Below are 12,185 nucleotides of genomic sequence, written 5' to 3'. Positions count from 1 at the left end.
ATTGAAAGCCCTCCTCCACAACCTGCCGCTGACCCACGTCGGCCGCTCGATCCTGCGCATCCGCTATCGCCTGCTGGTGATCGCGATGATCTGCGCCTCGACCTTCGGCGTGCTGGTCGGCGCCTATTCGGCCATCGACAGCCTGTTCATCACCGTCGAACGCATCCAGTCCAAGGCCGACATGGCCGACCTCGAACTGCTGTTCGCGCCGGACGACGCCAAGAACCTGCCCGACTTCGCCGCGCTGCCCGGCGTGAGCGCGCAGGCGCACCGGCTGGTGATGAGCGGCCAGGCCACGCTCGGCGCGCAGGGCACGGTGTCCTCGCTGCTGATCGCGGCCCAGCCCGAATTGTTCGGCCGCATCAACAAGCTGACCGTGCTCGACGGCCGCCTGCCCGGCGCCGACCGGGTCGACGAGGTCGCACTGGAGCGCAACTGCGCCGCCCACTACGGCAAGCGAGTGGGCGACCGGCTGAACCTGCGGGTCGGCTACGTCGACTACCCGCTGACCGTGCGCGGCATCGTCGAGAGCCCGGAATACCTGATCGCGCCGCTGAACCCGAGCGTCTACGTGCCTACCAACGGCTCGCTGTGCGTGATGTTCGGGGTGGAGACGCTGCTGCACGACAAGCTCGGCTTCCCCGCCGTCAACAGCGTGCTGCTGCGGCTGGACGGCAGCCGCAGCGCCGAGGCGATGAAGGCCGCGGCGCTCGAGCTGGCGCAGACCCGGCTGTCGGTCGACTACGCGCTCACCCGGCAGGAGCAGTTCAGCCAGAAGTTCCTCGAGCTGGACCTCAACACCTTCAAGGTCTTCCTGCCCACGGTGGTGCTGATCTTCGCGCTGTCGTCGATCCTGGTGGTGTTCTTCCTGATGTACCAGTGGATCAAGGAAGAGCGGCCGCTGATCGCCATGCTGCTGACGCTGGGGTATGGCCGCCGGCAGCTGATCGTGGCCTACCTGCTGCCGGCGCTGGCGATCGTGGCGCTGGCGCTGGCGATGGGCCTGTTCCTGGCCGGCTTCGACATGTGGGCCTTCGGCTCCAACTACGGCCGCGCCATCGGCATGCCCGAGCCGACGCTGCGGCTGCAATGGTCCTATATCGCCGGCGCCTGCGCGCTGACGGTGAGCACGGTCGGCCTCGGCATGTTCTTCCCGATCCGCTCGATGATCCGCATCGCGCCGATCGACGCGCTGCGCGACCTCAACGCGCAGGCCGACCACCACCCGAGCTGGCTGATCCGCGCCGCGCAGAAGGTGCGCGGGCCGTTCTGGCTCAAGTACTCGCTGCGCAACCTGATCCGCAGCTGGCAGGTGTCGGCGGTGTCGATCCTGGCGGTGGCGGCCAGCCTGGCGGTGACCATCTCGTTCTACGTCTCGCTGACCTCGATGGAGCGCACCGCCATCGGCAGCGTGGCCAGCGACCGCTGGCACGCGGTGGTCGACCTCGACGCACCGTTGTGGATGGACGAGATCGGCCGGCTGCGCGATGCGATCCCGGCCAGCCGCTGGTCGCCCTTCGTCAAGGGCGGCGCCCAGGTGGTCAGCGCCCACCGCAGCGACAACGCCTACTTGCTCGGCATCGTGCCCGCCGACAAGGTGCGCAACGTCAACCTGATCGCCGGACGCGAATTGCAGGCCGGCGACGGCGACGCGGTGATCCTGGAGCGGCGGCTGGCGGTCGACCACCAGGCGGCGGTCGGCGACACCATCACGCTCAAGGTACGCGGCGCCGACTACCCGGCGCGCATCGTCGGCATCCATTCGAGCGCAGTGCCGGGCGAGGTGGTGGCGCCGCGCGCCTTCGCCCAGCGCATGCTGTCGCTGGACGACCAGTTCACCGGCGCCTTCCTGGTCGAACCGGCGCCGACGGCGCGCGAGACCGCGGCGCTGTACGGCGTGCGCGGCGTGGTGCGCGTCACCGGCAAGGACGAGATCGTGGCGGCCATCCTCAGCATCAGCGGCCACATCTGGAAAATCATCCACCTGTCGGCGCTGATGAGCATCGGCGTGTCGGCGCTGTTCGTGCTCACCAGCATCACCTTCACCATCATGGGCCGCCGCGGCGAGTACGGGATGCTGCGGATCATCGGCCACCGCAACGCCATGGTCACCGGCATCGTGCTGACCGAAGCGGCGCTGATGGCCGTCATCGCCTCGCTGCTGGCCATCCCGCTGGGCCAGGTGCTGGGCGACGTGCTCAACGACCGGCTCACCTACGTCTGGTTCAAGGTCAACACCCAGTCCAGCGTGCTGGACTTCCTGCGGGTGATCGGCCCGGCCCTGGTGCTGGTGCCGCTGGCCGCGCTGCCGACCATCCGCAACATCTTCGGCATCGCCCCGGTGGACATACTCAAGGAAAGGAAATTCGGATGAACAAGCGCATAGGGATGCTGCCGGCGCTGCTGCTGGCGCTGCCTGGCTGGGCCGCCGACGCCACGGCGCTGATGAAGGAATCGGACAGGCGCATCAAGGCGCCCGACGAAACGGTGCAGTACGACATGGAGCTGTACGACGGCGACAAGCTGGTGCACAGCCGCAAGCTGTTGCGGCTGGACAAGCAGATGGACGGCAAGAACAGCACGCTGATCCGATTCCAGGCGCCGGCGGCGGTGAAGAACGTCGGCCTGCTGATCGAGGACACGGGCGCGGCGATCAACGACATCTGGTCCTACACGCCGGCCACCAAGTCGCTGCGGCGCATCGCCGGCGCGCAGAAGCAGAACTGGTTCATGGGCACCGAGTTCACCTACGAGGACTTCGAGGACTACAAGCTCAAGTCCTACCGCTTCGAGCAGGTCGACACGCTGGCGCCCTGCCTGCGCTGGGCCAAGTGCGCGGTGATCGAAGCGACCCCCAACCCCGGCGCCGAGGCGCAGGCCTCGGGCTACGGCAAGAAGCGCTACTACATCGAGCAGGCCAGCCAATACCCGGTGCAGATCGAGTATTTCGACCGCCAGGGCGCGCTGGCCAAGCGCCTGACCACCGAGAGCCTGAAGAGCTACGGCAGCTATTCGCGGCCGCAGGCTCAGACCATGTGGAACGCGGCCAACAACCGCAAGACGCGGATGGTGGTGACCGAGCTGACGATCAAGCCGGGATTGGTGGACAGCCAGTTCACGCAGCGGGCGTTGCGGAACGAGGAGTGAGCGCTTTTAGCCCCTCGCCCCCGGGAGAGAGGCTCGAACGGTCGAGACATCGCAATCGATCGAATCTGCACAGGCCAGGCTCCCTTCTCCCACCGGGAGAAGGGCTGGGGATGAGGGAGCGCCGGTTCAGTCATCACGGCCGGCCGCTGCGAGATCAGCTCGACTCAGCAAGCGCCACAACGGCTGAGCATGCAACACCGGGCAATACGCACTGAACCGGCGCTCCCTCACCCCAACCCCTCTCCCGGGGGAGAGGGGCTTGAACGGTCAAGGCCCCACAAGCGGTTGAAGCTGCGCAGGCTTGGCCCCCTTCTCCCGCCGGGAGAAGGGCTGGGGATGAGGGAGCGGCGGTTCAGCCATCGCTGCCGGCTCCAGCGAGCACAACAAAGGCCGTCACGGCAATACCAGCCACTCGACGCATTGAATTGATCGATTTGGAACGAATTGGAGGAATTGAATATGAATACCATCACGCTCGAATCCCAGGTCCTCGACCTGGTCGCCGCCACCGCCAACCTCGACCGCACCCTGCTCGCCCCCGAGCTGACCGTCGAGGAACTCGGCATGGACTCGCTCGACGTCCTGCGCCTCACCTACGCGATCGAAAAGCACTTCCGCATCAGCCTGTCGGCCTACAGCCATACCGACGTGACCTCGCTGGCGCGGCTGGTCGAGATCCTGCGGCACGAGACCGCCCCGCGCGCGGCGGCCCAGCCATGAAGCGGGTGGTGATCACCGGCATCGGCTGCGTCAGCCCTACGGCATCGGCGTCGAGCCCTTGTGGCGCGGCCTGGCCGAGGGCCGCGGCGCCATCGGCGAAGTGCCGTGGCTGCGGGAGGCGAAGACCCAGTACCGCCACGGCGGCGGCCTGCTCGACTACGCGCCCGACGCGCACTTCAGCGCCTCCGAGCAGATGCTGTTCGACCGCGCCACCCAGTTCGCCCTGCTCGCCTGCGATCAGGCCTGGCGCCAGGCCGGCCTGCAGCTCACCGAGCAGCAGGCGGCGCGCACCGCCGTCTACATCGGCACCGCGGTCGGCGGCAGCGACGCGCTCGACGCGGTCTACCGCGACCTCTACCGCGACGATTGCCTGACCCTGCCGCCCTTGACCGTGCCGCGCGCCATGGCCAACGCCGCCGCCAGCCACATCGGCCTGCGCTACAAGCTGCGCGGCCCGTCGCTGACCATCTCGACCGCCTGCGCCTCCTCGACCCAGGCGATCGGCGAGGCCTTCCGCCTGCTGCGCCACGGCGCCATCCACGCCGCCGTCGCCGGCGGCACCGACGCCTGCCTCAATCCGCTGGTCTGGCGCGCCTGGGAATCGATCCGCGCCATGGCGCCCGATACCTGCCGGCCGTTCTCCAAGGGCCGCCGCGGCATGGTGCTCGGCGAAGGCGCCGGCGTGCTGGTGATGGAAACGCTCGAATCGGCCCGCGCGCGCGGCGCCCCCATCCTGGCCGAAGTGCTCGGCTATTCCGCCAACTGCGACGCCGGCGACATCGTCAAGCCGTCCGAGACCGGCGCGGCGCGGGCGATGCGCGAAGCGCTGCAGGACGCCGAGCTGCCGCCCGGCCAAGTCGACTACGTCAACGCCCATGGCACCGGCACGCTGCTGAACGACCGGGTCGAGACCGCGGCGATCCGCCGGGTGCTCGGCGAGCAGGCCGACCGCATCGTGGCCTCGTCGGTGAAATCGGCCATCGGCCACCTGATGGGCGCGGCCGGCGCGGTCGAGCTGATCGCCGGCCTGATGGCGTTCGAGCGCGACCTGCTGCCGCCGACGCTGAACCACCAGGAAGCCGACCCGGAATGCGACCTCGACTGCGCGCCCAACGCGCCGCGCGCGCAGCGGGTGAACACCCTGCTGAAGAACTCCTTCGCCTTCGGCGGGCTGAACACCTCGCTGGTGCTGCGCCGGCCGGAGGTGGCGGCATGATCCTGGTCACCGGCGCCAGCGGCTGCGTCGGCGCCAACCTGGTCCACGCGCTGGTCGCGGCCGGCGAGCCGGTGGCCGCGCTGCTGCTGCCCGGCGACCCGGCGCCGGCCTTGCGCACGCTCGGCGACCGCATCGAGCGCCGCAGCGGCGACGTGCGCGATCCCGACTCGCTGCGGCGGGCCATGGCCGGCATCGATGCGGTCTACCACGCCGCCGGCGTCGCCTCGCCGCGGCCGGCCGACGAAGCGCGCATGTGGGCGGTCAACGTCGACGGCACCCGCAACCTGCTGGAAGCCGCGCGGCAGGCCGGCGTGGCGCGGGTGGTGCACGTCTCCTCGATCGCCGCGGTCGGCTATCCCGACGGTTGCGTCGACGAAACGGCCGCCTACAACGGCGCCGACATCGCCTTCGCCTACATGCACGGCAAGCATGCCGCCGAGCGCGAAGTGGCCGCCGCGGTGGCGCGCGGGCTCAACGCGGTATCGGTCTGCCCGGCCGCCGTCATCGCGCCCTACTGCGACCGCCGCGACGGCTGGGGCCGGATCATGCTCGACGTGGCCGCGCGCCGCATGGCCTTCTGCCCGCCCGGCGGCATCGCCTATATCGGCGCGGCAGACCTGGTCGCCGGCATGCAGGCCGCCATGCGGCACGGCCGCCGCGGCGAACGCTACCTGCTGGCCAGCGGCAATGCCGGCTACCGCGAACTGATCGACTGCTTCGCCGCCGCCGCCGCGGTGGCGCCGCCGGGCTGGACCGCGCCGCGTCCGCTGCTGCGCGGCGCCGCCCGCCTGCTGCGCGCGATCGAGCCGGTGAGCCGGCGCTGCCTGCCGCAGATGCGGCTGTCGTCCGGCGTGCTCGACCTGCTGTGGCGGCAGAAGCACTACCGCACCGACAAGGCCGCGCGCGAACTCGGCTTCGCCGCGAGCCAGACGCTGCAATCGGCGGTGGCCGAGACCTGGCGCTGGCTGGCCACAGAACAGCAAGGAGCGGCCCATGTCGCTTGAACTGGCCCAAACCGCGCTGGCGCCGCCGTCGGACCGCAGCCAGGCGCTGGCCGACTGGCTGCGCGATTACGCCCGCCGCCGCATCCACTCGCGCCTGATCGACGAGCGGCGCTGCATCCCGCCCCACGTGGCGCTCGACTTCGGCAACCGCGGCCTGCTGGGCATGCAGGTGCCGGCCGGGCAAGGCGGCCTGCTCGGCCTCGACCACCAGGAATATTTCTGGCTCCTGCGTCAGCTCGGCGCCATCGACTTCACGCTGGCGGCCTTCGTCGGCCTCAACAACTGCCTCGGCGTGCGGCCGATCCTGCGCTTCGGCAACCCGGCCATGCGCGAGCGCTACCTGCCCGACCTGGCCCGCGGCCGCATCCTCGGCGCCTTCGCCGTCACCGAGGCCGGCGCCGGCTCCAACCCGGCCGGCATCGCCGCGGTGGCGCAGCGGCAAGCGAACGGCTTCGTGCTGTCGGGCGAGAAATGGTGGTCCGGCTCGGCCCAGTGGGCCGGCGTGATCAACGTGGTCGCGCGCCACCACGATACCGCCGGCCGCCACTGCGGCTTCGTCGCGCTGTGCGTCGACGGCGACCAGCCGGGCCTGCGCCAGGGCGAGGAGGCGCTCACCCTGGGCCTGCGCGGCATGGTGCAGAACCAGCTGCATTTCGACGCCGCCGCGATCGGCGCCGACCGCGTGCTGGGCAGCCCCTATGCCGGCATGTCGGTGGCGGCCGACACCATGGGCTACGGCCGGCTGGCCATCGCCGCGGTCGCCGGCGGCGCGGTCTGGCGCCTGCTGCAGCTGATGGTGCGCTACACCAGCCGGCGCCGCGTGGGCGAGACGCTGCTGTACGGCAACGACCACGTCCAGGCGGTGATCCTCGAACACTGGCGCGCCGCCAGCGCGCTCGACCTGCTGGTGCGCCGCATCGGCATCGCGCTCGACGGCGGTGCGTCCTTGCCCCCCGAGGTCCACGCCGCCGCCAAGCTGGTCGCCACCGAGCTGCTGTGGGCCGCGGCCGACGCCGCCATGCAGCTGCTCGGCGGCCGCGCCTACTGCGAGAACAACCCGGTCGCCCAGATCTGGCGCGACGCGCGCATCACCCGGGTGTTCGAAGGCCCGAGCGAGACCATCGCCAGCTACCTGGGCCAGCAGTTGCTGCGCGAACCCTCGGCCCTGCTGCAGCACCTGCAGACGCGGCATGCCGGCCAGGCCGCGCAATTGCAGGCCATCGCCGACTGCTGCCGCGCCCAGGACGCCGAGCCGTCGGCCCGCGGCCTGGTCGCGCTGGGCGAAGCGGCCGCCTGGACCGTGCTGGCCGCCTACGTCGAACCGGCGCCCGAGTTGGCCGGCTGGCTCGGCGCCAAGCGCGCCGCGGCGGCCGAGCGCCTGCTGGCGCCGGCCGAAGCGGCGCTGCCCGACGCCGACCTGCTGGCCGCGCTGATCGACCGGCAAGCCGGCCTGGTCCGCCAGATGCGCGCCGGCGAGCAGCGCGAGCTCGATCCTTATCTATTCGACTGATTCCCATGACTGATCGATTCATGATGCATCGGACCATTCTTCCGGGATTTATTCCTTTCGCCTCTTTGACCTCTGAATTGCCGCGCAACCCTTCTCCCGGTCTTGGAAGAAGGTGGCCCGGAGGGCCGGATGAGGGCTGTGGTTTGAAGCACAGCCCTCACCCCTCCCCGCTTCCGCGTAGCGGAAACGGGGGCTCTCCCGTGCACGGGAAAGGGGCTAATCGACGCCATGCATTGAGTCCGATAGTGAAAGGAATACGTCCCCTTCTTTTCATCTGCGGCTTCTCGCTGCAATGCCTGAGCCTGGCGGCGCACGGCGCGGACGACGGCGCCGCCGCGGCGGACCCGGCCGAGCCAGCGGCGGCCGGCAGCGTCGACCTGTCGCTGTCCAGCCGCCACGGCCTGGACCGCGACCGCCGGCTGGCGCTGGCCGAATACCGCGCCCAGCTCGAAGCCGCCGGCAATCCGGCGCCGGACTGGCACACCCAGGCCAAGCTGGGCTGGGTCACCGAACGCAAGCTCGACCGCCAAGCCGACACCCGGCTCGAAGTCGACGCGCTGTACGCGCGCTACGAAGGCGAACGCTGCGGCAGCCGCATCGGCGTGCAGCAGGTGGTGTGGGGCGGCGCCGACCGGCTGCAGGTGCTCGACGTGATCCACCCGCTCGACCTGCGCGAGTCGTATTTCGGCGACTGGCAGCGCAAGCGCCTGCCGCTGGCCATGCTCAACGTCGAATGCGGGCTGGGCGAGCAATCGATCCAGCTGCTGCTGGTGCCGCAGACCCGCTTCGACCGCCGGCCGAGCACGCAGGGCCGCTTCGCCCTGCCCGGCGTGGCCGCGCAACTGGCGGCGCGCGGCATCCGCATCGTCGACGGCGGCAAGCCCGGCGCCGGCGAGCCGGCCGACTGGAGCGGCGGCGCGCAATGGAGCGGCAAGGCCGGCGAGGCCGACGTGACGCTCAACGCCTACCGCGGCTGGCAGGGCGAGCAGCGCTACCGGCCCGACGGCGCCGTCTACCGCAAGGAAGCGGCGCGCTTCCACATGGTCGGCGCCTCCTACACCCGGCCGATCGGCCCGCTGGTGGTGCGCCTCGAAGGCGCGCGCAACCGCGGCATCACCGGCTATGCGCGCGGCGCGGGCGGCCGGCTCGAGCCGCTGGACACGCGGCAGACCAGCTACCTGCTCGGCGTCGACTACTCGACCGAGCCGTGGTTCTTCTCGGCCCAGCTGTTCGACCGCAAGCAGGAGGCCGACCGGCCGCTGGCGCTGCCGGACCGCCAGCGCACCGCGACGCTGGCCGCGCGCCGCAGCCTGCTGCAGGACCGCCTGCATCTGACCGGCTATGTCGCCTGGGACCGGATCGAATCGGCCAGCTACGCCTCGCTGACCGCGCGCTACGAATTCGGCCCGCAGCTGCTCGGCACCGCCGCGATCGAGCGCTTCCACGGCAGCGCGCGCAGCTTCGGCCTGCTCGAAGACCAGAGCCGCCTGCTGGTCGGCCTCGAGTACCACTTCAAATGAGGCGCCGCAGCATGCTGATGGCAGCCGGCCTGCTGCTCGCGGCCGGCCTGCCGCGCGCCCAGGAGATCGCCTTCGACGGCGCCCGCTTCGAAGCGGCGCGCAGCCTGGGCGGCGACACCTTGCTGTGCAACGGCGTCGGCAAGCGGACCATCCTGTTCTTCGACGCCTACCACGCCGCGCTGTACGCCGGCGCCCGCTACGCCGATTTCGACGCGCTGCGCCAGGCCGACCAGCCGCGCATCCTCGAACTGCGGCTGCTGCGCGACGCGCCGCTGTCGCTGCTGGAAAAGGTGGTCACCGACGGCATCCGCGACAACGCCCCGCCCGGCGCCCTGCCCGGCCTGCAGGCACGCACCCAGATGCTGCTGGCCACCATGCGGGCAGTGCGCTCGCTGAACAAGGGCGACGTGCTGGAGATCGTCTACACGGGCGGCGCCACCCACCTGAAGATCAACCAGGCGCGGGTCGGGGCCGATATCGCGGGCAAGGATTTCAACGACGCGTTGCTGTCGATCTGGCTGGGTGCGCATCCGATCGATAGCGGGTTGAAGCGGCAGTTGCTCGGGATGAAATGAGGGCTGCCGATAGCGGTGTCGGACTGGATTGCTGCAGCGGTGGTCAGGTCGGCGGCTGCGGTGGCCTGGCCGGTGGCAGTAGGCGCGTGACCGGCAACAGTGGTGGACTGACCCGCGACAGTCGAGACGTGACCCGCGACGACAGCAGCCCGGCGGGCTGTGCGCTGCTGCCGCTGGCGCCGGGCGAACTGCACCTGTGGTACGGCTTTCCGGCCGAGATGGCCGGCACGGACCTGGCGTCGCACTACGCCGCCTTGCTGTCGGAGGACGAACGGGCGCGCCATGGCGCGTTCCTGTTCGCGGAAGACGCGCAGCGCTATCTGTTCACGCGGGCGCTGGTACGCACGGTGCTGTCGCGCTATGCCGACGTCGCGCCGGGCGATTGGGTGTTCTCGCGCAATGCGCATGGCAAGCCGGCCGTGGCGGGTCCCGATCGGCCGGGCTGCGCGGGCTGTCGTTCAATGTTTCCCATGCGGCTGGGTTGGTGGTCATGGCGGTCGGGCGGGATACGCGCATCGGGGTCGATGTCGAATCGCTGGATCGGCCGATTGGCGCTGCCGTCGTCGGGCGTGTGCTGACGGCTGACGAGGCGAAGGCCTTGTGCGCCTTGCCAGCGGAACAGCGGGGCCGGCGTTTCGTCGAGCTGTGGACCTTGAAGGAGAGTTGGCTCAAGGCGATCGGTACAGGGTTGGATGTTCCGCCTCGGCGGATGGAGTTTGCGTTCGTCGAGAGAGCATTAATCCAAGCCAAGTTCGATGAGTCTCTGATTGAAACCATCGGCAACTGGCAATTCCTTCAATTCATGATGGGCGGTAGCCGCCTAGTGGCGATCTGCACCGACCAAACGGTCTCCCCTGCCCCAAGATGCTGGCGTACGCTGCCGCTGGAACATGCAATGCCAGATCAACCAGTACTGAGCCGATGCAGTCAACGAGTACGATGAGACGAGGAACATACAAACGCGGCGCAGATATATTGGTGGAACCCGATATTAACTAGCCAGGATCAGTGCAACGAATCAATGCGCCCAAGCTGCATGACCAACACTAGTTTAGTTTTGTTATTCTGCTTTATCGATGCAACCAGCCAGGTCAACCACAATGGAAGCCACAATACTCGTTGCCGTTATCTCTGCCTCCGCAGGCATCATTATCAGTGCGCTCACCTTCTTCCTCACAAAATGGAAAGAACGCGAAGCCGAATGGCGTAAACAAAAACTCGAAAGCTACAAGGAACTCATTTCAGCACTCAGCGGAATCGTAGACCCAGCACCTTCATCGGCGGCAAAAACCCGGTTTGCACATATCGCAAACCACATGCTGCTGGTAGCCACGCCGGAAGTGCTCGTTGCGTTGCGTGATTTTCTGGATGAAGCGTCCGAATCGAACAAGAACAAAACAGTTGATCGGCACGATGAGCTTCTCACCGTATTGATGTATGCCATTCGAGAAGATCTCGGAATCAAGCCGAATAAAGCAGCTCCGGATTTTCAATTCCGCCTTCGGGCTGCAGGCAAAGCTGAGCCCGAACTTTGATCGAGCAACAGCGTACAGGTTGGGATGAACATAACGAAACCCAATCCAGTGCGCCGAGGGCACACCGGTATAAACCGCCAACTGAGCCTCGAACGCCCACCGGTAAGCCGGCCGTACTTCGCCTCGAATGACATAGGCAGCCAGGTTCGGATATTCGTCTAATAAGCCCGATGACCTCAACCTGAGCAGCACCGACACCATTATCAGGTCGCCCGCGCTGAACGCACCATCGAGCCAGTCGGCGTCGCCCAGGCGATCGGAAAGTTGTTTCAGTCGGATGTGGAAGCGATCCTCAACCAGCGGCAGACGCTCTCTGGACCAGCTCCGGCACGCTGGAGAAATTTTTTAGGAATACTCCATTACCACCAGAAAGATTCAGCCTCCTGCTTCACTCCAACCAGCTCGACCTCCGTATTGTGCAATCTACTCTCTAGTTCTTCCAGTGTGACGATTGTCCTTGGGTTTCCCGGCATGAGCTGAACCACCTTCTCACCCGATGATTTTGCGCCTTCCAGCGCACTTCTCATCATCTTGATATTTTTCTCATACAAGAGAATTCTTTTCTTTACCGCCACTTTGTGGATCTGAACGGCGTTCATACCATGCAAGTTAGTTGCACGATTATTATCCGCCGCAACTTCAAAATCCTCTATTAACATCTTCGCTTTAGATGGTGACCATTTCATCATTTTCTCGATCGAATGCATTCGATCGCGCCCGTCTCCATCCGCGCTGTAATCAAGATCGGTAGATAGCCAAACGCAAAATGCAACAAACAATATTAGTAGCGACTTCGCCATTCACTTCACCTCCGTAGACAATCAAACCCCAGGGGCATGGCTAAAACCACTCACCCATTACCCATCGCTCGCCGATTTATCTCTTCCATGCCGCCACGGGAATATCGATGGGAAAGACGTGCTGGCATCCAGGACATCCCCCCCACTGTAATGGTCGA

12 protein-coding genes are annotated in these 12,185 nt (G+C 67.6%); 11 read left to right on the top strand and 1 reads right to left on the bottom strand.

Features of this window, described 5'->3' with window-relative positions:
- Position 1: 1 nt before the first annotated feature.
- The 11 genes from H9L41_RS08205 (at position 2) to H9L41_RS08155 (ending at position 11,227) form a co-directional block, all read left to right on the top strand.
- Positions 2–2,374, top strand: coding sequence for an ABC transporter permease (locus tag H9L41_RS08205; protein ID WP_028446493.1), 2,373 nt, complete (start codon positions 2–4; stop codon positions 2,372–2,374).
- Positions 2,371–3,147 (top strand): outer membrane lipoprotein-sorting protein, encoded by a 777-nt coding sequence (locus tag H9L41_RS08200; RefSeq protein ID WP_084300310.1) that lies wholly within the window; start codon positions 2,371–2,373, stop codon positions 3,145–3,147. The genes H9L41_RS08205 and H9L41_RS08200 overlap by 4 nt, the downstream gene beginning before the upstream one ends.
- A gap of 459 nt (positions 3,148–3,606) precedes the next feature.
- Positions 3,607–3,867 carry an acyl carrier protein gene (locus H9L41_RS08195; protein WP_028446491.1) on the top strand — a complete coding sequence of 87 codons (261 nt, stop codon included), beginning with the start codon at positions 3,607–3,609 and terminating at the stop codon, positions 3,865–3,867.
- Between the two features lie 58 nt (positions 3,868–3,925).
- Positions 3,926–5,083, top strand: a complete 1,158-nt coding sequence (locus tag H9L41_RS08190) for a beta-ketoacyl-[acyl-carrier-protein] synthase family protein (RefSeq protein WP_265583963.1) — start codon at positions 3,926–3,928, stop codon at positions 5,081–5,083.
- Positions 5,080–6,087, top strand: a complete 1,008-nt coding sequence (locus H9L41_RS08185; protein WP_051319064.1) for an SDR family NAD(P)-dependent oxidoreductase — start codon at positions 5,080–5,082, stop codon at positions 6,085–6,087. Before H9L41_RS08190 ends, H9L41_RS08185 begins: the two co-directional genes overlap by 4 nt.
- A complete protein-coding gene (locus H9L41_RS08180; protein WP_028446489.1) occupies positions 6,077–7,597 on the top strand; it encodes an acyl-CoA dehydrogenase family protein in 1,521 nt (506 codons plus the stop codon). Before H9L41_RS08185 ends, H9L41_RS08180 begins: the two co-directional genes overlap by 11 nt.
- A 245-nt stretch (positions 7,598–7,842) precedes the next feature.
- Positions 7,843–9,117, top strand: coding sequence for a hypothetical protein (locus H9L41_RS08175; protein WP_028446488.1), 1,275 nt, complete (start codon positions 7,843–7,845; stop codon positions 9,115–9,117).
- 11 nt (positions 9,118–9,128) lie between these two features.
- Entirely contained in the window at positions 9,129–9,692 is a 564-nt protein-coding gene (locus tag H9L41_RS08170; RefSeq protein WP_034607089.1) for a chalcone isomerase family protein, read from the top strand.
- A gap of 86 nt (positions 9,693–9,778) precedes the next feature.
- Positions 9,779–10,270 (top strand): 4'-phosphopantetheinyl transferase family protein, encoded by a 492-nt coding sequence (locus tag H9L41_RS08165; RefSeq protein WP_187523932.1) that lies wholly within the window; start codon positions 9,779–9,781, stop codon positions 10,268–10,270.
- Entirely contained in the window at positions 10,183–10,635 is a 453-nt protein-coding gene (locus tag H9L41_RS26100; protein WP_187523752.1) for a 4'-phosphopantetheinyl transferase family protein, read from the top strand. Before H9L41_RS08165 ends, H9L41_RS26100 begins: the two co-directional genes overlap by 88 nt.
- Positions 10,636–10,792: 157 nt before the next feature.
- Positions 10,793–11,227 (top strand): hypothetical protein, encoded by a 435-nt coding sequence (locus tag H9L41_RS08155; RefSeq protein WP_157462002.1) that lies wholly within the window; start codon positions 10,793–10,795, stop codon positions 11,225–11,227.
- Between the two features lie 359 nt (positions 11,228–11,586).
- Here H9L41_RS08155 and H9L41_RS08150 read toward each other — a convergent pair whose 3' ends face one another.
- Positions 11,587–12,027, bottom strand: a complete 441-nt coding sequence (locus H9L41_RS08150; protein ID WP_157462001.1) for a hypothetical protein — start codon at positions 12,025–12,027, stop codon at positions 11,587–11,589.
- Between the last annotated feature and the right edge of the window lie 158 nt (positions 12,028–12,185).

This window comes from Chitinimonas koreensis (assembly GCF_014353015.1).
In the GTDB taxonomy this organism is placed as follows: Bacteria; Pseudomonadota; Gammaproteobacteria; order Burkholderiales; family Chitinimonadaceae; genus Chitinimonas; species Chitinimonas koreensis.
This window is presented reverse-complemented; position numbering and strand designations above follow the sequence as displayed.

Bases quoted from the DNA above. Each gene is read 5' to 3' on its own strand.
- H9L41_RS08200 (WP_084300310.1), top strand. From the start codon at position 2,371: ATGAACAAGCGCATAGGGATGCTGCCGGCGCTGCTGCTGGCGCTGCCT.
- H9L41_RS08195 (WP_028446491.1), top strand. From the start codon at position 3,607: ATGAATACCATCACGCTCGAATCCCAGGTCCTCGACCTGGTCGCCGCC.
- H9L41_RS08185 (WP_051319064.1), top strand. From the start codon at position 5,080: ATGATCCTGGTCACCGGCGCCAGCGGCTGCGTCGGCGCCAACCTGGTC.
- H9L41_RS08180 (WP_028446489.1), top strand. From the start codon at position 6,077: ATGTCGCTTGAACTGGCCCAAACCGCGCTGGCGCCGCCGTCGGACCGC.
- H9L41_RS08170 (WP_034607089.1), top strand. From the start codon at position 9,129: ATGCTGATGGCAGCCGGCCTGCTGCTCGCGGCCGGCCTGCCGCGCGCC.
- H9L41_RS26100 (WP_187523752.1), top strand. From the start codon at position 10,183: ATGGCGGTCGGGCGGGATACGCGCATCGGGGTCGATGTCGAATCGCTG.
- H9L41_RS08155 (WP_157462002.1), top strand. From the start codon at position 10,793: ATGGAAGCCACAATACTCGTTGCCGTTATCTCTGCCTCCGCAGGCATC.
- H9L41_RS08150 (WP_157462001.1), bottom strand. From the start codon at position 12,027: ATGGCGAAGTCGCTACTAATATTGTTTGTTGCATTTTGCGTTTGGCTA.